The 17,323-nt window shown below is 60.2% G+C and carries 31 protein-coding genes; 21 read left to right on the plus strand and 10 right to left on the minus strand.

The window, feature by feature from the left end; translation table 11 throughout:
• Positions 1-7: 7 nt before the first annotated feature.
• The 4 genes from BLT66_RS08930 to BLT66_RS26420 all read right to left on the minus strand — a co-directional run bounded on the left by BLT66_RS08930 (position 8) and on the right by BLT66_RS26420 (position 2,164).
• Positions 8-304, minus strand: a complete 297-nt coding sequence (locus BLT66_RS08930; RefSeq protein WP_092757340.1) for a VpaChn25_0724 family phage protein — start codon at positions 302-304, stop codon at positions 8-10.
• The gene (locus BLT66_RS08935; RefSeq protein WP_092757341.1) at positions 301-666 is read right to left on the minus strand and encodes a DUF2730 family protein; all 366 of its coding nucleotides are present in this window, start codon (positions 664-666) and stop codon (positions 301-303) included. The genes BLT66_RS08930 and BLT66_RS08935 overlap by 4 nt, the downstream gene beginning before the upstream one ends.
• Positions 667-679: 13 nt before the next feature.
• Positions 680-1,108 (minus strand): phage fiber-tail adaptor protein, encoded by a 429-nt coding sequence (locus tag BLT66_RS08940; RefSeq protein WP_092757342.1) that lies wholly within the window; start codon positions 1,106-1,108, stop codon positions 680-682.
• Positions 1,109-1,312: 204 nt separating this feature from the next.
• Positions 1,313-2,164, minus strand: a complete 852-nt coding sequence (locus BLT66_RS26420; protein WP_143029177.1) for a hypothetical protein — start codon at positions 2,162-2,164, stop codon at positions 1,313-1,315.
• Positions 2,165-2,534: 370 nt separating this feature from the next.
• Here BLT66_RS26420 and BLT66_RS27125 point away from each other — a divergent pair, with 370 nt between their 5' ends.
• On the plus strand, positions 2,535-2,666 hold the full coding sequence (locus tag BLT66_RS27125) for a hypothetical protein (protein ID WP_255406850.1): 132 nt from the start codon (positions 2,535-2,537) through the stop codon (positions 2,664-2,666).
• A gap of 28 nt (positions 2,667-2,694) precedes the next feature.
• Here BLT66_RS27125 and BLT66_RS08945 read toward each other — a convergent pair whose 3' ends face one another.
• From BLT66_RS08945 to BLT66_RS26760, 6 genes are all read right to left on the minus strand, one after another.
• On the minus strand, positions 2,695-5,037 hold the full coding sequence (locus tag BLT66_RS08945; protein WP_092757343.1) for a sialate O-acetylesterase: 2,343 nt from the start codon (positions 5,035-5,037) through the stop codon (positions 2,695-2,697).
• Complete coding sequence (locus BLT66_RS08950) at positions 5,034-5,663, minus strand: hypothetical protein (protein ID WP_092757344.1); 630 nt, start codon at positions 5,661-5,663, stop codon at positions 5,034-5,036. The genes BLT66_RS08945 and BLT66_RS08950 overlap by 4 nt, the downstream gene beginning before the upstream one ends.
• Positions 5,660-5,905, minus strand: coding sequence for a DUF7940 domain-containing protein (locus tag BLT66_RS08955; RefSeq protein ID WP_092757345.1), 246 nt, complete (start codon positions 5,903-5,905; stop codon positions 5,660-5,662). The genes BLT66_RS08950 and BLT66_RS08955 overlap by 4 nt, the downstream gene beginning before the upstream one ends.
• Complete coding sequence (locus BLT66_RS08960; RefSeq protein ID WP_092757346.1) at positions 5,902-6,366, minus strand: D-Ala-D-Ala carboxypeptidase family metallohydrolase; 465 nt, start codon at positions 6,364-6,366, stop codon at positions 5,902-5,904. The genes BLT66_RS08955 and BLT66_RS08960 overlap by 4 nt, the downstream gene beginning before the upstream one ends.
• 62 nt (positions 6,367-6,428) lie before the next feature.
• Positions 6,429-6,800 (minus strand): hypothetical protein, encoded by a 372-nt coding sequence (locus BLT66_RS08965; protein ID WP_218922585.1) that lies wholly within the window; start codon positions 6,798-6,800, stop codon positions 6,429-6,431.
• 12 nt (positions 6,801-6,812) lie between these two features.
• Entirely contained in the window at positions 6,813-7,583 is a 771-nt protein-coding gene (locus tag BLT66_RS26760; protein ID WP_176955022.1) for an XRE family transcriptional regulator, read from the minus strand.
• Positions 7,584-7,728: 145 nt separating this feature from the next.
• Here BLT66_RS26760 and BLT66_RS08975 point away from each other — a divergent pair, with 145 nt between their 5' ends.
• The 20 genes from BLT66_RS08975 (at position 7,729) to BLT66_RS09065 (ending at position 16,669) form a co-directional block, all read left to right on the plus strand.
• Positions 7,729-8,031, plus strand: coding sequence for a helix-turn-helix domain-containing protein (locus BLT66_RS08975; protein WP_092757348.1), 303 nt, complete (start codon positions 7,729-7,731; stop codon positions 8,029-8,031).
• A 2-nt stretch (positions 8,032-8,033) separates the two neighbouring features.
• Complete coding sequence (locus tag BLT66_RS08980) at positions 8,034-8,297, plus strand: DNA-binding protein (protein ID WP_092757349.1); 264 nt, start codon at positions 8,034-8,036, stop codon at positions 8,295-8,297.
• A 15-nt stretch (positions 8,298-8,312) separates the two neighbouring features.
• Positions 8,313-10,226 carry a DDE-type integrase/transposase/recombinase gene (locus BLT66_RS08985; RefSeq protein ID WP_092757350.1) on the plus strand — a complete coding sequence of 638 codons (1,914 nt, stop codon included), beginning with the start codon at positions 8,313-8,315 and terminating at the stop codon, positions 10,224-10,226.
• A gap of 86 nt (positions 10,227-10,312) precedes the next feature.
• Positions 10,313-11,050 carry an AAA family ATPase gene (locus BLT66_RS08990; RefSeq protein ID WP_092757351.1) on the plus strand — a complete coding sequence of 246 codons (738 nt, stop codon included), beginning with the start codon at positions 10,313-10,315 and terminating at the stop codon, positions 11,048-11,050.
• A 5-nt stretch (positions 11,051-11,055) separates the two neighbouring features.
• Positions 11,056-11,676, plus strand: coding sequence for a hypothetical protein (locus tag BLT66_RS08995; protein WP_143029178.1), 621 nt, complete (start codon positions 11,056-11,058; stop codon positions 11,674-11,676).
• Positions 11,663-12,010, plus strand: coding sequence for an XRE family transcriptional regulator (locus BLT66_RS09000; protein WP_143029179.1), 348 nt, complete (start codon positions 11,663-11,665; stop codon positions 12,008-12,010). The genes BLT66_RS08995 and BLT66_RS09000 overlap by 14 nt, the downstream gene beginning before the upstream one ends.
• The gene (locus BLT66_RS26765; RefSeq protein ID WP_176955023.1) at positions 12,007-12,162 is read left to right on the plus strand and encodes a hypothetical protein; all 156 of its coding nucleotides are present in this window, start codon (positions 12,007-12,009) and stop codon (positions 12,160-12,162) included. The genes BLT66_RS09000 and BLT66_RS26765 overlap by 4 nt, the downstream gene beginning before the upstream one ends.
• Positions 12,163-12,250: 88 nt before the next feature.
• The gene (locus tag BLT66_RS09005) at positions 12,251-12,688 is read left to right on the plus strand and encodes a hypothetical protein (protein ID WP_092757354.1); all 438 of its coding nucleotides are present in this window, start codon (positions 12,251-12,253) and stop codon (positions 12,686-12,688) included.
• A gap of 11 nt (positions 12,689-12,699) precedes the next feature.
• Positions 12,700-12,960: a hypothetical protein gene (locus BLT66_RS09010; protein WP_143029180.1), complete on the plus strand. Its 261-nt coding sequence runs from the start codon at positions 12,700-12,702 to the stop codon at positions 12,958-12,960.
• 12 nt (positions 12,961-12,972) lie between these two features.
• Complete coding sequence (locus BLT66_RS09015) at positions 12,973-13,365, plus strand: hypothetical protein (RefSeq protein WP_092757356.1); 393 nt, start codon at positions 12,973-12,975, stop codon at positions 13,363-13,365.
• The gene (locus tag BLT66_RS09020; protein WP_092757357.1) at positions 13,362-13,898 is read left to right on the plus strand and encodes a hypothetical protein; all 537 of its coding nucleotides are present in this window, start codon (positions 13,362-13,364) and stop codon (positions 13,896-13,898) included. Before BLT66_RS09015 ends, BLT66_RS09020 begins: the two co-directional genes overlap by 4 nt.
• A complete protein-coding gene (locus tag BLT66_RS09025; RefSeq protein WP_092757358.1) occupies positions 13,895-14,125 on the plus strand; it encodes a hypothetical protein in 231 nt (76 codons plus the stop codon). The genes BLT66_RS09020 and BLT66_RS09025 overlap by 4 nt, the downstream gene beginning before the upstream one ends.
• Positions 14,122-14,370, plus strand: a complete 249-nt coding sequence (locus BLT66_RS09030; RefSeq protein ID WP_092757359.1) for a hypothetical protein — start codon at positions 14,122-14,124, stop codon at positions 14,368-14,370. Before BLT66_RS09025 ends, BLT66_RS09030 begins: the two co-directional genes overlap by 4 nt.
• A complete protein-coding gene (locus BLT66_RS09035) occupies positions 14,357-14,668 on the plus strand; it encodes a hypothetical protein (protein ID WP_255406851.1) in 312 nt (103 codons plus the stop codon). Before BLT66_RS09030 ends, BLT66_RS09035 begins: the two co-directional genes overlap by 14 nt.
• 3 nt (positions 14,669-14,671) lie before the next feature.
• On the plus strand, positions 14,672-14,962 hold the full coding sequence (locus BLT66_RS09040; protein WP_092757360.1) for a hypothetical protein: 291 nt from the start codon (positions 14,672-14,674) through the stop codon (positions 14,960-14,962).
• Positions 14,959-15,330: a hypothetical protein gene (locus BLT66_RS09045; protein WP_092757361.1), complete on the plus strand. Its 372-nt coding sequence runs from the start codon at positions 14,959-14,961 to the stop codon at positions 15,328-15,330. Before BLT66_RS09040 ends, BLT66_RS09045 begins: the two co-directional genes overlap by 4 nt.
• A 2-nt stretch (positions 15,331-15,332) precedes the next feature.
• The gene (locus BLT66_RS09050) at positions 15,333-15,563 is read left to right on the plus strand and encodes a hypothetical protein (protein ID WP_092757362.1); all 231 of its coding nucleotides are present in this window, start codon (positions 15,333-15,335) and stop codon (positions 15,561-15,563) included.
• Entirely contained in the window at positions 15,560-16,021 is a 462-nt protein-coding gene (locus BLT66_RS09055; protein WP_092757363.1) for a regulatory protein GemA, read from the plus strand. The genes BLT66_RS09050 and BLT66_RS09055 overlap by 4 nt, the downstream gene beginning before the upstream one ends.
• Complete coding sequence (locus tag BLT66_RS09060) at positions 16,018-16,410, plus strand: Mor transcription activator family protein (RefSeq protein WP_092757364.1); 393 nt, start codon at positions 16,018-16,020, stop codon at positions 16,408-16,410. The genes BLT66_RS09055 and BLT66_RS09060 overlap by 4 nt, the downstream gene beginning before the upstream one ends.
• Before the next feature lie 19 nt (positions 16,411-16,429).
• Positions 16,430-16,669 carry a hypothetical protein gene (locus BLT66_RS09065; RefSeq protein WP_143029181.1) on the plus strand — a complete coding sequence of 80 codons (240 nt, stop codon included), beginning with the start codon at positions 16,430-16,432 and terminating at the stop codon, positions 16,667-16,669.
• Positions 16,670-17,323 lie beyond the last annotated feature (654 nt).

Raw genomic sequence — 17,323 nt, forward strand, 5'->3', positions numbered from 1 at the left:
GGTGGCCTTAGCGCGGCGTTGGCCGTTTGACGCCTGGCACCGTAGCCCGGCCGGCGGCAGTGTCGGCGCCGCGGGCGGTCAGCGTGGCCAGGGTCACAGCACCAGCCTGGCGCTGGGTGACCAAGCCCACCTCGGCAAGCCAGGCGATATCGCCCTTCACCTGGTCGGCGCTGGCACTGTGGCCGTAGATAGCGTCAATGGCGTCGCGCACCAGGAATGCGTTGGCGCTATAGCCCGGCGTCTCCTGTAGCACCAGCAGGATGGACAAGCGCCGATCTTCGGTCATGGCAGTTTGAAAGCTCATTTATTGCTCATTAGGTGGGTTTGAATAATCGACGTCTGGTGCTCGATGCGCTTGAGCATTTCGCTCAAGCCATCAACGCGTGCATCTAGGTTCGACACCTGCGAGCTGATCTTCCCGATCTCTTCATCGGTGGGAACATGCTTTACTACCTCTTCCAGCACCGACAGCCGGGTGTTCTGGTTTTCATTGGCTTTGGTGCTCTCGCTGATGAATACGGTCAACTCGCCGTGCAGCTTGGTCAGTGCCTTGGCGTTGTCGTCGTCTTTGGTGCGCAGGTACACCCACACGCCCATCAAGCCCATCGCTATCCACTGTGCGGCAGCCATGTAAAAACCCATCGCCTGGTAGTTCAAATCGGGCATCCAATGCCACCTTTCAAAGAGATTGCACCGGCAGCACACCCGCCAGCAAAAGAATGTCGTTCTGCACCGTGGTGGCACGGCACAGCACCTTGTAGGTACAGCCAGGCACACCGCCGCCCAGTTTCTGGAGTACGCGCCCGCCCTTGATCACAGGCACGCCAAAGCGCAGCGCAGCCGGCGTAGGGTCGGTGCCGCGCATTACCGTGACGACCATGTCAACGGTGGCGATCTTGTCGCCGTAGGTGAGGTCTTTGGTGAAGTCGAATTTGGCGGTGATGCGCTCTTCGGAGAACTTCACCGGCCACAGCCAGCCGTTCGCCTTCCAGGAAGCGAACCAGGCGCGGCCGGTGGCATCGCAGTCGTAGTCGGGGGTGGGATTGCCCGTGCCGGCATCGACCACGTAGAACGCGGACGAGAAAGCGGCAGCGTTGAAAGCGCTCATGAGAGCATCAGCTTTCCGCCTGGGAGTTGGGGCATCGGGTCACCTTGAACTAAGTAAGGTGGCACTATGCCGCGCGCGCGCGAGGTGGGGCTACTAAAGCGTTTTACATTGAGTAGCGGGGCGGCGGAGGGACCATAGAAAAGGCCACCCGAGGGTGGCGCTTAGATCGTCGGGTTCACCGGCAGCGGGTGGGAACTAGAAAGTTCATCCCTGCACGGAACCGCCAGGAAGCGTCAGGGCCTGAACATCTGAGGAACTTAGGTTCACTCCCTTAAGGAGATCTTCCAGGGGGCGGCCACTGCTTGGCCATAACGGAGTGGTAGGAAGGCGCGCTCCACTCAGCCCTACTGCCATAGTAGCCATTTGTAGCATGCCATTACTGATAGAGCTACGCGCATGAAACACTGCTCTATCGATACAAAAGTAGGCATTATTTATGTGCAGCGGAGTGTTTTCCGTACCCATGCCCAGAGGAACGCCGATCGATTGAACATAACTCCTACGCCACGAATCGCGCAGATTTCCAAAACTAACCTGCCACCCATCAAGTGGGTGACCATTCATGAGGGCAGTTCTCTGGTGTTGCGTAGTTTTCAGAATGCGACCGTGGCACTCCAGATTAATCGCGACCATCGCAACCCACCGAGAAAGTGCAATGCACTCTTCATGTGAGTGGACCTGCCAGCCACCTTTCACCAATTGCAAAACCAGAGGTTGAGCGATCTTGTGAATATCACTCATCCATGTGGTGTTGCACCTCTCGCAGACATTTCGCACCGTCGAATCAAGAAGATCGCCGACAGCTGACAGAGGGTCACTTCTATGAAAATCGACTGGCTCCCAAAATACAAGCCGCTCGGGACGGCCAACAGAATGAAACCTGTATTGGCTAACTCTACCTAGAGCTTTTATCAACCATTTGCCAAAAATATGCTCGTCTGTGAGCTTTTCAACCTGTTGGCAGTAGATACACTGCCCAGAAGTTGGCACCTTGACCACACCATATTTGAGGTCGAAACCACAGTTTTCACAAAACGGATTGTCGCAGTCGAACACCTCAGTCTTGCATCGTCGGCATATTTGAGTAGGCGTGGATTGTTCAACTGGGGCCATCGACGAAGGAGTCCGTAAGCTAGTGATGCAGCATTATGAATTGACAGAATACCGAACGAACCTCCGTTATTCCTATTTTTAGCAAGAGGGATAAAGTCCAAGCATCCCTATTTGCCTGCCTGATTCGGAACAAGCCGCCCTTCAGCCATCAGCAGCAGCGCCCTTTCGGAGCCATGCAGATCACCATCGCCGTCGGTGCCGATCAACAAAAACGCTCACGGAACGGCGTTACGCGTGAAAAAGTGCATACGATCAAATGTCACGAAATGCATCCCCTCTGTTACAGTCTTTGTAACAACTAACAGAGGTAGGCATGTCAGACGAATCGATACTGGGCGGCACCATCATCTTGATGGTCCTGGCATTTGCCATCGCGGTCTACCTCCGTAAAAAGCGCCCAGAGCACCCTGACGCAGCCAAGGAACTGGAAGATCAGCAGTGGTGATCTAAGAAAACCTAGATCACCAACTGGATCAACTCAAGATGATGTTGTCCATATAGACACCGTTGGCCACGCCACCAAACCCAGAGAGATACTGGACCGGCGCGTTGCTTGTTGGGTAGTTGGTGTCCGTAACCGACACTGCACTAGTCCATGCAACACCATCAGCTGAATAACTCAAGCTGATGGTGTTGCCGATTGCCGAAACACGATAGTGCTCATAGTCTCCTGTGACCAAAGATAGCGATCCGAGCAAGACCAGTCCGGTCGATGCGACCCGGTATAGCCGGAGTTGCCCGCTGGTCGCGTGCATCATCCCTAGGTAGCCCTGCAAGGCGCTCGGATACCCTGTGACAGTCGTACCCGCCTGAGGACGAATAAGGAAGCCATCACGCGCAGAGCCGGAGATTTGCTTGCGGTCCCAGGTGACCGTTTGGTCGGCCGTCGGGTTGAACAAGCTCATGTTGAATACATCAACTACTGGCTGAGAGCCCGTAGCGCCAATGCTGTATTTGCCGCTCCAGCCCGTTGCGCCGGTATTCTTCACGACCAAGGAGCCAACGAGTGCTGCAATGTTGGCTGGCGCTCCGTCCACAGTGTCAGCTTCAAACGTATAGCTACTGCCGCCAGATGCCGCTGCTGTGGAACCGGTTGCCGTGGGCGATGGTGCACCAGCGCCGCCAGAATTGGCGGGCGTCACACGGTAGTCATAACTGCTCGAAGCAGCGAGACCGGTAACGGTCGCCGCTAGAGTCGTGCTGACGCCATCAGCAAAGGTCAACCAAGTTCCGCTGCTGGCGAGCTTGTACTCCACCGTGTAATCGGTGGGCGCGCCGCCCGAGCCAGGCGCAGACCAGGACAAAGGTTGCGTGGATGCCGTCGCCGTGCCAAGGGACAAGCCCGTGACTTGACCAGGTGGCAAGGACGCTGCGGATGTAGTAACGCTGACCGTGCTTGACACCGGCCCCGTCCCAGCGCTGTTGCTCGCTGACACTCGAAAGTCGTATCCTGTGGACGCGGACAGCACGGTTACGGTTGCAGAGCGTGTGATGGATACGCCATCCGAGAAGGTGGCCCAGCTGCCGCCGCTTGTAAGCTTGAACTCGACGATGTAGTCGGTCGGCGCGTCGCCAGTGGCCGGCAGGTTCCAAGTCAGCGCCTGGCTTGTGGCGGTGGTGGCTCCTGCAGCAAGCCCGGTCACCTGGCCCGGGGCGACAATAACAATGGAACCATTGCCAAGGTTTGCTATGGCAGCAGGCACGGCAGAGGCCAAGCGCACACCCATGATGCGTGCGCCGGGAGCCGTGTCGAAATGCAGGTTATCTGAAGAATAGCCAGATGGGCCTTGAACGTAGGTAACGCCGGGGGTGCTGGCCGCAACGGCCAATTGCGCGTCACGAATCGAAGCCCAGCTAGGGTTAGCCGTAAGCGCTTCGGGAACCATGCTACCAATGATGAACCAACTATTCGCAGCCCCAGTAATGCGCGCGCGAAAACCCGCGATAAGCGCACGTTGTGCGGCGTCATACGCCGCCTGTGTGACGCCGCCTGCACCATCGCTTTCGCCTTGCATCCATATCGTGCCCACAAAACGTGAATTCGGAAATACGAGCAGTGCAGCCGCAATCGCTGCATTGGCTTTAGCGATTGCATTTTCGTAGTTAGACCCACCTGGGCTACCCGGCCCCCAAGTGGGCGGCGCCGCGACCATAGACGTCCCACCTACACTTACCGGAACAATCAGCACTCGGCGGCTCGGGCGGATCTGACGAGCGTATGCCCGCCCAAACCAAGAGGCAGGCCCCGTGCGGCCGCCTGCCGTAGTTGCATCTGGATGCTTGAGAGGGTCAGCGCCTAATCCGATTTTTTGGTAAGACGCGGTATCTGAGGGGTAGCAGGCGTATTGCCATACGGCGCCATCAGTAGGGTCCGCAAACGTATCCATCGGTTCACGCCCGGCCATACCTGACTGACCAGCTGCAAGGACAATATCGAAACCGAAATCCGAAGTCAGTGCATTCCCATCCCAATCCACCCAGGATACCCCATTGCTCGTGTAGATCTTATAAGGCGCGGCGGAGCCGACAAGCCCTGTCTTGCCTGCATGGGTTGCGGCTGGCTTCGCCGTTTGCAGCGCGGCAACTGTTGGGAATATGTTTTCTGGAGCAAGCCGCAGCCCGTCTTCATCCAGCACAAGGCCGTCACCGACAGTGATCTCCTGCGCTTCTGCGTCGGTGCCATCTTTGCGGCCCAGCAGCGCCGGGCCTTGAAGCTGCACCGTGTGCTCGGCATTCCAGTGGCTGGGCTGCACCTGCGTCGGGTCGTCACCATCCGGCTTCGTGCTGGTGAAGGGGTGGGTTACGCGCACCGTCATGGGGTACCTTTCTTCTGCAGGATGAAATCGATCAACTTGTCGTGCCGGACGCGGTCTTCGGCGCAGAGCTGGGCGTTTGCGGCCTGGTTGCGGGCGGCGAGGTCGAAGGTGATGCCGGTTCCAGCAGCACAGGCGGCCTCGGACGTATCAGCAAGGCCGCAGGTACCTGCAGGTCGGTCTGCGCCGGCAAGGGAGCTGTTCCACATCCAGACAGCACCAGCGCTGAGCTGTAGCTCAAACTGACCAGGCTGCGACGGCACCAGGTCGACGAGCCTCGGCGTCTGCGCGGGGTCAAGGGCCTGCGCACCAGTCGGCGCAGCTCCCAATTGAGCGCCAGGTACAGGTACACGAACAACAAGAGGAGCACGGCGGCGTTGTAGCTCATTGAAAGCACTTTCAAGTTGGGAATAACGGGTGTCTTGGTCGCGCAGCGCCTGGCCCAGGTCGACCTGGGCGGCGTCGCCGCGTTCGAACTCGCGGAACTTTGCGCCTGCTGCAGTGCGCTCGGTTTCGAGCTGGTCGGCGGCGTGGCGGTTGTCGGCGGCGGAGCCGCCCCACCAGTAGCCGCTGCCTACCAGGCCAGCAGCTGCGAGCACCAAGGCGAGCAGGCGCCAGGCGAGCGTCATGGTTCGTCTCCGGCGCTTGGCGGGGTTTCGTCCAGGCTGGCCTGGCGCAGGATGCGCAGCCCGACAATGGTGATGCCGAAGGCGGCGGTCACGTAGGGCCAGTACTGGGCGGGAAAGATGGGCTGGATATACGGCAGCATGTCGGCCTGGATGGCGGACAGCACCGTCAGCACGGCAGTAGCCTGGATGGTCAGGAAGCGCCAGGCCTTGCGCCAGTCGGCGATCAGGGCGGGCTTTTTCATAGCAGGCCCGGAAGGTAGCGGGTCTTTTTGCCAGGCGTGAAGACGGCCGTCAGAACCTGTTTGCGTGGCTGGGCACCGTAGACGGCAATGCCCAGGTGCACCCAGCTGCCCTCATAGATCAACTGGTCTGCAACTACGCCTGCAGTCATCAGCGCTCGGCAGATGTCCTTTGGGGAGCCGAAGCGCGGGGCGATGAAGTCGGCAGCGCGGCCATCCGGGTGTGCGCTGGTGCTGTCGCTACCCACCAGCGTATTGAGTTTGGGGCAGCGAAAGCCGCTGCTGATGATGATGGGCGCACCGTTCAGTGTGGAGCGCACCACCTCCAGCACGCCGGCCAGGCGACGCAGGTTTTCAATCTCGGAGGTATTGGGCTGGTTGGCGATTCCGAAGCGCTCGGCTTTGTCCGAGATCGTGAATTCGCTAAGCCAGAAGTTGGTGGTGAGCTGGGTGTCTTTAGGCATGCACGGCAGTTTGCCGCGCACGCGCGAGGGCGTCGTTTAAAGAGTTTTACTTCGCGCGCCGTCTATTTCTTCGTCTTGCCAACGAGGGCCACAGAATAACTCAGAGCTTCGTCGAAGTCTGTGGGCGATAGCTTCTGGCAGTACAGCGACACATTTCCGGAGTCACCCGCATGGAACTTCTTCGGGTTCAGATAGGGAATAGCGAGGTACCAAGCACAAGCCGCTTTGGGCGCCTTCTTCCCGTCCAGGCCCTGCCCTGTGGCGTAGGTATAGGCCAAGTTGCGCTGCGCGTTGTAGTCGCCTTGGCTAGCATTGCGGCGGAGCTGCTCCACCTCGGTGGGCAGAGAGGCTGGTTCAATTGTCTGAGCAAATGTATGCGCACTGAACGACGCCGCCACCAGCGCAAGCGTGCTCGATAGTGTTCCGATTTTCATAGCTCCCCCGATTTAAAACTCGCCCGCGTGCCAAACCACTTTGCCGCTGATGCGCAACGCGGCAGCCTGTTCTGCGCTCAACGATTGCGGCTTGTAATCCTTGTTGTAGCTGATCACCTGTACGCCGCCGGTTGAGAAATCGCGCTGTATCAGCTTCACATAGTCCAGGCCGTCCAGCTCAATGACGTAAATACCGTCAGGGCCCAGACTGGTGATCTCGGTGTTGACCAACAGAATGTCGCCATTGTTGATGCGATCAGCCATCGAATCACCACGGGCTCGAACGATCTTGGCCTTGTCAGGCGAAATGCCTTTTCTCGCAAGCCATGATTGTTTGAAAGCAAAGCGTCCGATCACTTCGCTATGGCCGTTGAAAGCTCCTCCACCAGCACTGACGTGGATGTCGATCATGTCTACCAGCGCGAAATCTTGATCGCCTAAGGCCGCGCCACTTCCCCCATCTCCGGCCTCAGAAGTCCCTGAAAAGTGCATCAGCTTGGCCGGCGCTACACCTAAAGCCCGGGCAATCAACAAAAGTTGCTCCGTATTGGCTTCGCTGTCACCTCGTTCGATGCGACCGATGGTGTTTGAGTGCAATTCGGTCTTTTGCGACAGATCCTGAATTGTCAACTTGGCCTGAGTGCGCAGGTTCCGAATGCGCAGACCTTGCGCTTTGATCAGTGCACCCGCTTCCGTTGCCGTGTAGTCGAAAGAGGGTTCCTGCACCCGTACGACATCCCGAGCGCCGAGCGCCCCTTTTGAAGGGTTATTTCTTGGGTTCACGTGCTTTGGCTTTATGTGCGAATGCACACAGTTTAAACCTGAGCCAGTTGTAGAACCAACACTAGTTTGTAAATGAGGTCTGGCAAACCTTAATTTGTGTGCATTAGTTGTTGCAAGCACCTGATTTGTGTGGATAATCTCGCTTATGAACACAAATCAGGTTTTAGTCAAAGATTGGCACCCAGCTCAGGTTAAAGCCGCGCTTGAAATGGCGGGAACCAACCTGAGCCAGTTGGCGAGACAACACAAATACAAACATATCAACGAAGTTTTAAACCGCCCCTGGGCTGCAGCTGAGTTGATTGTTGCCAAAGCGCTCCATAAAAAGCCCGAGGAAATTTGGCCCAGCCGGTACGAACGATCACGTGATCGCGCCAAGGCAATGACGCGCAATCCCCAGGTCCTGCGGACAAACAAGGCCTTTGGGTCTGCATACGCCAAGGGGTGATCATGAGCATGTGGATATCAGCTCCCGATCTGGCAGGCCTGCCAGGCATGCCCTCGGATAAGACGACCGTGCTTCGCCGGGCCAAAGCCGAACGTTGGACCGCCCGGCCCCGCACCGGTCGCGGCCGCACAGGTTGCGAATACCTGATAACCAACCTGCCCGAAGCCACCCAGCAAGCCCTAGCCGCAGGCGCAGCCGGTGCGGTCAAGCCAACAGTCCGCGCTATCGAAGCCGGCAAGCAGGCCTGCCACGTCGCACAGGTGTAAGCCCATGCCAGCGCAATGGCGCGGCTCGGTGTCACCCTGGAAGCGGCGGGCGCATTCAACCCAGCCAGCAATCCACGCCTGGACCTGTTCCAGCGCTTCGAGAGCTACCACCTGGCACGCGGCGGCGCGGTGTGGCCCGCCATTACTGAATTCTGTGCCCTATGGCAGGCCGGTCAGATCCAGGCCTTGCCCAAGACGGTAGAAGCCTACCCCGCGCTGCCGGCCAAGACCCTGGACAAATGGTACCGGTCCTGGCGCATGAACGGCGTGGAAGCTCTGCTGGAACGCAAGCCCCGTAAAGACAAGGGCAGTTCCCAACTGGTGGAAGACGAGGAACTGCACCGGGTCTTCGTGGCAGCACTGGTCGAGATGCACGATCCGACAGCCCGCCAGGTGCAGCGCGTTATCTCCAATCACCTGGGCGAGGAACGCACCCCGGCCATCACCACTTTGAAACGCTGGTTGGGCGAATACAAGGAAACCAACAAGGTCGCTTTGCTCAAGCTGAAGAACCCCGACGGCTGGCGCAATAAATACATGCCTGCCTTCGGCAGCCGTAGCGAGCACATCACAACGCCGAATGAAGAATGGCAGCTCGACTCCACCATCGCCGACGCGCAGCAGCGGGTGGAAATGGCTTTCAACCTGACCGATGGCGATACCGGCGAGATCCGCCGCCATGCGCTGGTTGCGGTGATCGACGTTTTCACGCGCAAGGCCAAGGTACTGGTGTCCCGCACCAGCAGCTCCAACGCGGTAAAGGCTGTTACCCGCACCGCGATGCTGGCCTGGGGTCACCCCGAGCGCGTCAAGACCGACAACGGCAAGGATTACACCGCGGTCGACTATGACTTCGCCCTGAAGTCGCTGAGCGTGCAGCACTTGCTGTGTACCCCATTCAGCCCGGACCAAAAGCCCTTTATCGAGCGCTTCCTGGGCACGCTGCTGCACGACCTGTTCCCAATGGTGCACGGCTTCGTCGGCCATGACGTCACGACCCGCAAGGCTATTGAATCCGGCCGCAGCTTCGCCCAACGCTTCGGCCACGACGGCTATGACCTGCACATGACGCCCGAGCAGTTGCAAGGTGCCATCAACGGCTGGCTGGATGAATACCACGGTCGCCGCCACAGCGAACTGGGCTGCTCGCCCAACGAAATGGCCGAGCGCCACAGCACCCACGTGGTCCGCGTAGACGAGCGCGCCCTGGACTTGTTCATGATGCCCGTCGCTGGCAATGGCCTGCGCACAGTGGGCAAACGCGGCATCAGCATGCCGCTACACGACGCTGTCGGCACCGCCTGGTACCGGGCGCCCGAGCTGGCCGGCGTCAACGTGATGGGCCAGCAGGTGTACTGCCGCATCGACGAAGCCGACGTCGGCGCGATGCACGTGTTCCAGCTGGATGGCACCTATATATGCCGCGCCATCGACCACTCCCGCCTGGGCATCAACCGCGCAGAGCTGGCCGCCAAGACCCGCGCCCTGGAGTCGGCCACGGTCAAGCCCCTGGTGGACGAGCTGCGCAAGGCCAAACGCAAGGGGCTGGTTGCCAAGGCCGTGCAGGCCATCTACCAGGAACGCGAGGCCGAGGCGGTCGACACCGCCCCCAACGTCACCCGCCTGGCCCCGCGCGAAGTGCAGCACAGCACGCCGGCCATTGCCTCGGTGCTGGCCGGCCCTACGAACCACGAAGCCGCACGTGCCGAAGCCCGCGCCGCCCTGTTCGATGAAACCCCGGTGGTCCGCATGGACACCGCCAAGCAGCGCTACAGCGCCTGGGTGCGGCTCAGCGCCCGCGCCAATGCCGGCGAACAGCTATCCAGCCGCGATGTGGATTGGCTGCGCAGCTACCAGGACAGCAGCGAACACGACGCCTGGCACGCATTGCACGAAGGAAACGACCCGTTGGCGGAAGCGGCGGGCTAAAGGAAAAACCCCCAAGCGTTTGCGGCGCTTGAGGGTTCTGTGAAGTGGGCTTGAAGCCCGGTTTTTGATAACGAGAAGGAAATTTTATGACAAGCAAGGCAACAGAGCAAATTAGCACCGGCGTCGCCAAACTGACAAACGTCGGCCTGGCGCTGGGCGCTATGAGACAGATCCAGGGCGCCACTTCACAGATGCCCCGCATGGCGGTGCTGTCAGGGCCGGCCGGTTTCGGCAAGACCCAGGCCGCCATCCACCTGGCGCACCCGATGGGCGGAAACGCAGTGTTCATCCAGCTGCGCCCCTTCGAAACCATGAAGAGCCTGGCCCAGCTGATGCTGACAGAAATGGATGTGCGCTGGAAGAACAGCTGGTCGATCAACATGATGTTCGAAGCCATCTGCGACCGGCTGGGCATGCTGAACCGCCCGCTGGTGATCGACGAGCTCGACCACATTGCCGAGAGCAAGTGCATCGACTTCATCCGCGCAATCCACGACAAATGCGCCACCCCCATCTTGATGATCGGCGAAGAGCGCCTGCAGCAAAAGCTGCTGAGCCGCCACGAACGCTTCCACGACCGCGTGCTGGTATGGGCGAATGCCGTGCCCTGCGACCTGGACGATGCAGCCGCCCTGGCCCGCCATTACGCCCCAGCGCTGGCTTGGGACTCCAGCGCCTATGCCGCCCTGGTTGCCCGCGCAAACGGCGTCGCCCGCAAGATCACCACCGAGATTGAACGCATCAAGGAAGACTGCAAGCGCAAGGGCCTGGACACCGTGACCGCCGAAGTGGTGGGCACCGCCACGAAAGGTGGCCGCCGGTGAGCAAGATGGACGTCAAATCCCTGCAGACACCACGCGAGCGCGTGTGGTCTGCCATCCTCAAGATCGGCAAGGCCGGCGGCACGTTCACCGTGTTCGATGTGCAGGATGCCTGCGCACCGATGGTGCTGTTCAGCACAGTTTCTGCTTGCGTGCGCGGATTCGCCAGGGGCGGTTTCCTGAAAGAAGTGCAGCCCACAAAGGTGCTGAGCCAGCATGGTGCACGCCACTCCTCTGTGCTGTACCGCCTGGTCATAGTGCAGTTCAACACGCCCCGCATCGATGCAGACGGCAAATCTACCGTCCAGGGCCTGGGCATATTGGCCATGTGGCGCTCCATGCGGGTGCTGCCATCGTTTGACTTCCGCGACATCGCCCGAGCCGCCACGCTGGAGCCCCTCACCGTGTCGCAGACCACGGCGCGCCTGTATGTCAACAGCCTGTTCCATGCCGGCTATCTGAAGCAACTGCGCGAGCCCACACGGCAGAAGCCTGGCCTCTACAAGCTGGTGCGCAATACCGGCCCCAACGCCCCGGCCATCACACGCCGCAAGGTGGTTTTTGACCGCAATAACGGCACCTTCTCGAATCTGGAAACAGCCCAGGAGGTCTGCGATGGCCTCGAATAAGTTGCCTCAGTCTCTGCCCCTTGATGTGCTGGCAGCGCTGGAAGATGCCGTAAAGCGCTTTGGCTCGCAAAGCAAGGTTGCCCAAGATCTCGGCGTCAGCGGCGCGGTGGTCAACCACCTGCTGAAAAACCGCTACCCCGGCGACGTGGCCACGATGGCCGAGCGCATCCGCGGCCAGTACATGGCCGAGACGGTGGCCTGCCCGGTGATGGGCGACCTCGGCCGCCGCCACTGCCTGGACAACCAAACCAGGCCACTGGCCCACACAAACCCGGTGCGCGTGCGCCTGTTCCATGCCTGCAAGACCTGCCCCAACAGAAAGGATATGTCATGACACTGATGCAAACGTACCGTGTGACCATCGTCATGGAAGACGGCTCTATGGGCATGCACGAAGGCCTGTATGCCGATGGATTCTGGGCCATCTGCGTGGCGATGGAGGCCTTTCCCACCGCCCGCCGCATCAGCGCAAAGTGGCTGCCATGAAGCGCGCGTTGAAGCATTTGGCCCTGTGGCTAGTCTGGGCGGTGTTCTGCATCGCCCTGGTCGCGTATATAGCGCTGGGAGCGCCCGTATGAGCGCGGCGCACTACACCCACCGCGGCAACAACGTGCCTCGCTTTTCCACCACCTACGCCCGCGTTCTCGCCTATGTGGCGGCTTACCAGCCCTGCAGCTTCGAAACGTTGTTCGTCCTATTTGCCGACAAGGGTGTGCATCCGCGGCCGCGGCGGGCATTTCGCAGCCGCCTGGTGCAGTTGGAGCAAAAAGAGCTACTGGTGTCCACCGGCAGGCAAGCAATGCGCCTGTGGAGCCTGGCACCCGGTGCAGTGGTGCCCGCGGCGGAGCCAGAGCAGCCAGCAGCCACCCCACAGCCGGTCGAGTCTGGCTATCGCGTGCCGCCTCGCCAGCACAACGTAATTGCGGGCACCTATGTGCCCACCGCCGCCCCGGTGTTGCGTCGCGGCGCACTGGATTTCAAGCAGTTGCCCAGCGTGGGCCATGCGTGCTGAAGGAGTAATAAATGCCATTTCAAGAAACTCTACCCCCCGAACTGCAAGGGCAACTGGACGCGTCGATGTCGTTGGCCGAACAGTTGTTGCAGTTGCCCATTCTGAGCAATGTGCACCATCACATTGCGATGGATGCGTTGCTGATTCTGTACTCCAGCTACGCCAGGGCGCATACCTGCTGCACGGCCAGTTCGGTCGGTGCCCTGATGAATGTTGCCCGCGACCTTTCTGCGGTGGTCGGTAACGCGCCTGGCGGCGCAGCCATCCACTAGACCGGATCAACCATGCACACCACCATCCAGATCACGGCCGACCAGGTGCTGGCCGCGCTGCAGCAGCACCGGGGCAAGAACGCGGGCATCCACGTGCGCGCCCTGGTGCAGGCCATCACCGGCCGCGAATCCAACCCTGCCGCACAGGAGCGCCGCGTGCGCACCCTGATCACCGAGCTGCGCCTGGCCGGTAACGAGATTTGCGGCAAGCCCGAGAGCGGCTACTTCCTGGCCCAGAACCCGGGCGAGCTGGAAGACACCTGCAAGTACCTGCGCAGTCGAGCCATGTCCAGCCTGATGCAAGAGAGCCGTATGCGCCGCATGTCGCTCCCCGAGCTGGCGGGCCAGCTGCTGCTGGAACGAGATTTCCCCAAAGCCACTACCCACAACCAGGAACCCCTATGAGTAACGACTTCGACCCCATTGAAAAGGCCGCCAAGGCCCTGCGTATCGCCCGCGATCTTGTGACCGAGCGCGCCACCGCGCTGCAAGAAGAGATCGACTCGGCTACCAAACGCAAGCTTCCAGGTCTGCGCAGTGCAGTGGCCGCAGTGGCCCAGGCCGATGCGGACCTCAAGGCCGCAATACAGACAGCCCCGAAGCTCTTCGTCAAGCCACGGAGCGTGGTGCTGCATGGCCTCAAGCTGGGGTTTCAAAAGGGCAAGGGAAAGATCGACTGGGAAGACGACGCCCAGGTGGTCAAGCTGATCCGTCGCCACTTTCCTGAACAGTTCGACGTGCTGTGCAAGACCACCGAGAAGCCCATCAAGGCCGCGCTGGACGGCCTCAGCACGGCCGAGCTCAAGAAGCTGGGCATCAGCGTGGAAGACACCGGCGATGTGGTGTTTGTCAAAGACTCGACCGCCAGTGTTGACAAGCTGGTAAAGGCTTTACTCAAGGGCGTGGAAGAAGAGGAAGACGCCGAGGCCTCTGTATGAGCGCCACCCGCACCAAACCCGTGAAGCTCCAGGTCAACGACAGCGGTTCCTGGCGCAACGTGATCCGCTTCGATGCTGCCGACGATGCGCAGTGCGTCGCAATCACGGAAGCCGCGGCGACTCTGGGAAGAGCAGCTTCCCGAGCCACGTTCCGCATAGCGATGGACGACGCACTCCAATTGCCCCTGCTGCACTGGACGCGCGAGAAAGGCTGGGTGGAATCATGAGCAGCTACCAGGTCGCACAAATATCCGCCAACGTGGCGAAGACCAACCAGGGCTTCATTCCGGCCAACATGCGCCAGTCCTGCAGTAACTGCACCCACGGGCGCGAGCGCCGTGAAGACCGCATGCCGCCCTACGATTCGTCGAGTTGGCATTGCAAGCTTGGCGGATTCCGTACTACGGCCAAGGCTATCTGTGATCGCTACGTGGCAGAACAAAAGAGCGAGGTTCCCCATGCCCACGGATGACACTCTGGCCATCATCTTCTGCACGCTAACCGTCGTCAGCGCCGTGGGCATCCTGCTGATGTTCGCGCCCCTGGTGCAGTACATCGCCGCATTGTTCGGCCTGCTTGCCCTATCTCTGTTGGCCGCGCCATACGCGCCTGGCTGGGGCTTCGGTGCCGCCGTCATCAGCAGCTTCGGGTGGACCCTGTTCGGGCTCCAGCACCGGATGTATGGGCTGATCACGCAGATGTCCGCCTTGCTGCTGTTTTCACTGGTCGGCTTGTGGAACTGGTGGCTTGGGCCGCTGGTGCTGGGGTAGCGCATGGCCACTAACCGCAACACCAAGCCTGTATCCCTGTGCATCGTCACGATCAGCCATACCCAATTTCTCATGCCTGCAGACAAAGGGCTGAAGCTAGTGGAGTTGCTGCAGCACGCACAACACGCGCAATGGGACTATAGCGACCGATCTGACGGACGTACCTATATCGTCGGTGAACAGGTAGAAGCCGAGTATCGGGCCGTCAAGCAGAGTCAGTTGAAGCTGCAGAAAAGCGAGACGCCGGAAAAACCTGCGCGTGGACAGACGCTGCTGCTGGAGAGAGATCGATGAACTACTACATCGCCAGCCTGAAGCACACTGACCGCGACGATGAACACATTGCGTTTTGGGGCCGTTTCCACCGGGGTTACACCCCAGTTATCGGTACGTACACCGGCCTCTATTGCTACGGTGAGGCAGTAGAGCTCAACGCTGGTCACGACTACATCGCGGTGCCGGCACCGGTGGTGGAGCTGCTGCTGTCGCCTGAGCCGTATTACAGGCCCGGCGGCCGCTTTTACGACCAGCGCGGTCCGGTGGTGACCAACACGCGCACAAACTGGAATGCGCTTATCGCGTTCAGTCTGACCCACGGCCGTACCCACAAGCCTAAGCCCAAGCCCTTCCCAGGCCAGTGCCGGGCGATCTACACGGAATAGCCATGAAGCTGCCATACGTCATTTTCATTGGACCTTCGCTGCTCGTTTCATATCTAGCCCAGGAGCCAGACGAATCCGATGGTGAGGAATCGACGGAGCCGGCACGCACTGCCGATCTTGAGCTGGCTATCCAGTTCACTGATTTCACCGAGGCCCGCGCCGCACTCCGCCTGGCGACCAAACGCTTCCCGACCTACGAATTCCGACTTGATGTTCTGAAGCCCGCACCATGAGCAAACTCGCCCGCGACCACCGCAATACCGACCTGGCCAAGATCCATTTGGCTAAGAAACAGCTCAATATGAGCGACGACGATTACCGCGCCATGCTGTGGACGCAGGGCCGCGTCCACAGTGCGAAAGACCTCGACTTCGCCGGCCGCCGCGCGGTGATGGACTACCTAACCAAGACAGCCGGTTTCAAGTCAGCCCCCGCCAAGCCGTCAAGCAAGCCCACAGCGCGCCCGAAACGGCCCACGCCAGCGCCAGACGCCTTGCCGTTGGTCCGCCGCATCAGAGCTCAGCTGATCAGCCTGGAGCGCAAGCCAGACGAATACGCCGACGGCGTGGCAAAGCAAATGCTCGGCACCGACGCGCCGCAGTTCTTCGAGTGGTGCCACCCGCGTGATCTGTACAAGATCAGCCAGGCACTCGGCGTCGAGCAACAACGCAAAGGAGCCCCCCAGCTATGAACGATTCAGCCGAAACCGGCGCAGATCACCGCCGCCACGAGCTGCTGTCAGATGTTGCCGAAGCGGTCGCGCAGTTCGTGATCGACAAGAAAATCATGGAACCGGACCCTGCGATGGAGCTCGGCAACCACCTGGCAGACTTCCTGGCCGACCACTGGAAGGGCCAAAAGATCTACATGGTCGGCGACCGTGATTTCAAGCTGAACAAGCGCGACCTCGAGATCTACCAGCGCATGCAACGCGGCAACGCCAACGAGCTCGCCGCCGAATACAACATCAGCTACGTTCGTGTCTACCAAATCTACAAACGCTGCCTCGCCGAAGCCCGCAGCCGCAGGCAGAATGACCTTTTTGGCGATACCACCCAGCATGCAGCCCCAACCGAGTAACCGAAACGTCCCGCAGTACATGTGGGACGCCGCCATCCTCGAATATGAAGGTTACCTCCGCGTGCGTGGTGAATTGATGGCCCTGGGCCTTACCGACGCCCTGGCAGATGAGTATCTAGACATCCTGAACCGACTCAGCACCCAGGTCGAACGGTTGGACCCCTACGACGCCGATTTCCGGTCCTCAGACCACAGCAAAGGTTTCGCCGAAGCTGCCGCCAGCCTGAAGCGAATGGCCGAGCTGCTGGGTTGTAAGTAAAGTACTTATCCACAGGCAGCGGCCGACGTCTAAGGCTGCCCGAATTCAAATAGCGTGTCATTGGGGGCGAATTCGGGCAACGGCGCCCGAATTGGGCTAAAGCTGAAACTGCCCGGCCAGCCAGAAGCCTTCAGGAGCCGCGATCACCCTGCCAAGCCACACCGGCCTCGGCCAGAGCCTGTTTCCCCCGTAGCGGTCGATCTGATAGGCCCATTTAAAGGGCGTTTGAAGACCCATTTGGTACAGTCACCAGCCTGCAAATCGCTCCTCCAGTATCACGGACCCTAAAAATGTGATCGTGGTCGGCCCACTTTGGACTCGCACCCTGTACGGCTGCTCTAAGTCATTGATATCGCCCATTTTTCCCGCCATAGCCCACGATGTCCCGCCTGATCCCGTTTCCTCTAAGATCTCGGGCGTTCACAATCCGCCCAGCCCTGTGCTACTCGCCGACGCCACACGGCGGGGGAGCGGACAACCAAACAACCAACAGCCGTAAACCCAGCCCGGCGTAGCCGGGCTGCAACCCCTCGCGCCCTAGGCGCGATGTGGCGCTGTGCGCCACCGATCCCGCATCCCGGGGTCCCCCTCTGTATGCGCCGAGGAGCACAGCTTTGGGCGGATCAGGGCTGGCGTTGTCTGAGGCCGCAGGCC

The organism is Rhodoferax sp. OV413 (genome assembly GCF_900104385.1).
GTDB lineage: Bacteria > Pseudomonadota > Gammaproteobacteria > Burkholderiales > Burkholderiaceae_C > Rhodoferax_B.

What these genes read in the sequence shown, in the direction of transcription:
- BLT66_RS08990 (WP_092757351.1), top strand. Translation starts at nt 10,313, where the DNA reads ATGACAAGCAAGGCAACAGAGCAAATTAGCACCGGCGTCGCCAAACTG.
- BLT66_RS09045 (WP_092757361.1), top strand. Translation starts at nt 14,959, where the DNA reads ATGAACTACTACATCGCCAGCCTGAAGCACACTGACCGCGACGATGAA.
- BLT66_RS08950 (WP_092757344.1), bottom strand. Translation starts at nt 5,663, where the DNA reads ATGACGCTCGCCTGGCGCCTGCTCGCCTTGGTGCTCGCAGCTGCTGGC.
- BLT66_RS08965 (WP_218922585.1), bottom strand. Translation starts at nt 6,800, where the DNA reads ATGAAAATCGGAACACTATCGAGCACGCTTGCGCTGGTGGCGGCGTCG.
- BLT66_RS08930 (WP_092757340.1), bottom strand. Translation starts at nt 304, where the DNA reads ATGAGCTTTCAAACTGCCATGACCGAAGATCGGCGCTTGTCCATCCTG.
- BLT66_RS09025 (WP_092757358.1), top strand. Translation starts at nt 13,895, where the DNA reads ATGAGCGCCACCCGCACCAAACCCGTGAAGCTCCAGGTCAACGACAGC.
- BLT66_RS08975 (WP_092757348.1), top strand. Translation starts at nt 7,729, where the DNA reads ATGAACACAAATCAGGTTTTAGTCAAAGATTGGCACCCAGCTCAGGTT.
- BLT66_RS09010 (WP_143029180.1), top strand. Translation starts at nt 12,700, where the DNA reads ATGCCATTTCAAGAAACTCTACCCCCCGAACTGCAAGGGCAACTGGAC.
- BLT66_RS09035 (WP_255406851.1), top strand. Translation starts at nt 14,357, where the DNA reads ATGCCCACGGATGACACTCTGGCCATCATCTTCTGCACGCTAACCGTC.
- BLT66_RS08995 (WP_143029178.1), top strand. Translation starts at nt 11,056, where the DNA reads ATGGACGTCAAATCCCTGCAGACACCACGCGAGCGCGTGTGGTCTGCC.
- BLT66_RS09020 (WP_092757357.1), top strand. Translation starts at nt 13,362, where the DNA reads ATGAGTAACGACTTCGACCCCATTGAAAAGGCCGCCAAGGCCCTGCGT.
- BLT66_RS09040 (WP_092757360.1), top strand. Translation starts at nt 14,672, where the DNA reads ATGGCCACTAACCGCAACACCAAGCCTGTATCCCTGTGCATCGTCACG.
- BLT66_RS08960 (WP_092757346.1), bottom strand. Translation starts at nt 6,366, where the DNA reads ATGCCTAAAGACACCCAGCTCACCACCAACTTCTGGCTTAGCGAATTC.
- BLT66_RS09055 (WP_092757363.1), top strand. Translation starts at nt 15,560, where the DNA reads ATGAGCAAACTCGCCCGCGACCACCGCAATACCGACCTGGCCAAGATC.
- BLT66_RS09005 (WP_092757354.1), top strand. Translation starts at nt 12,251, where the DNA reads ATGAGCGCGGCGCACTACACCCACCGCGGCAACAACGTGCCTCGCTTT.
- BLT66_RS08955 (WP_092757345.1), bottom strand. Translation starts at nt 5,905, where the DNA reads ATGAAAAAGCCCGCCCTGATCGCCGACTGGCGCAAGGCCTGGCGCTTC.
- BLT66_RS09030 (WP_092757359.1), top strand. Translation starts at nt 14,122, where the DNA reads ATGAGCAGCTACCAGGTCGCACAAATATCCGCCAACGTGGCGAAGACC.
- BLT66_RS08980 (WP_092757349.1), top strand. Translation starts at nt 8,034, where the DNA reads ATGAGCATGTGGATATCAGCTCCCGATCTGGCAGGCCTGCCAGGCATG.
- BLT66_RS26765 (WP_176955023.1), top strand. Translation starts at nt 12,007, where the DNA reads ATGACACTGATGCAAACGTACCGTGTGACCATCGTCATGGAAGACGGC.
- BLT66_RS09065 (WP_143029181.1), top strand. Translation starts at nt 16,430, where the DNA reads ATGTGGGACGCCGCCATCCTCGAATATGAAGGTTACCTCCGCGTGCGT.
- BLT66_RS09050 (WP_092757362.1), top strand. Translation starts at nt 15,333, where the DNA reads ATGAAGCTGCCATACGTCATTTTCATTGGACCTTCGCTGCTCGTTTCA.
- BLT66_RS09000 (WP_143029179.1), top strand. Translation starts at nt 11,663, where the DNA reads ATGGCCTCGAATAAGTTGCCTCAGTCTCTGCCCCTTGATGTGCTGGCA.
- BLT66_RS09015 (WP_092757356.1), top strand. Translation starts at nt 12,973, where the DNA reads ATGCACACCACCATCCAGATCACGGCCGACCAGGTGCTGGCCGCGCTG.
- BLT66_RS08945 (WP_092757343.1), bottom strand. Translation starts at nt 5,037, where the DNA reads ATGACGGTGCGCGTAACCCACCCCTTCACCAGCACGAAGCCGGATGGT.
- BLT66_RS27125 (WP_255406850.1), top strand. Translation starts at nt 2,535, where the DNA reads ATGTCAGACGAATCGATACTGGGCGGCACCATCATCTTGATGGTCCTG.
- BLT66_RS08985 (WP_092757350.1), top strand. Translation starts at nt 8,313, where the DNA reads ATGGCGCGGCTCGGTGTCACCCTGGAAGCGGCGGGCGCATTCAACCCA.
- BLT66_RS08935 (WP_092757341.1), bottom strand. Translation starts at nt 666, where the DNA reads ATGCCCGATTTGAACTACCAGGCGATGGGTTTTTACATGGCTGCCGCA.
- BLT66_RS09060 (WP_092757364.1), top strand. Translation starts at nt 16,018, where the DNA reads ATGAACGATTCAGCCGAAACCGGCGCAGATCACCGCCGCCACGAGCTG.
- BLT66_RS08940 (WP_092757342.1), bottom strand. Translation starts at nt 1,108, where the DNA reads ATGAGCGCTTTCAACGCTGCCGCTTTCTCGTCCGCGTTCTACGTGGTC.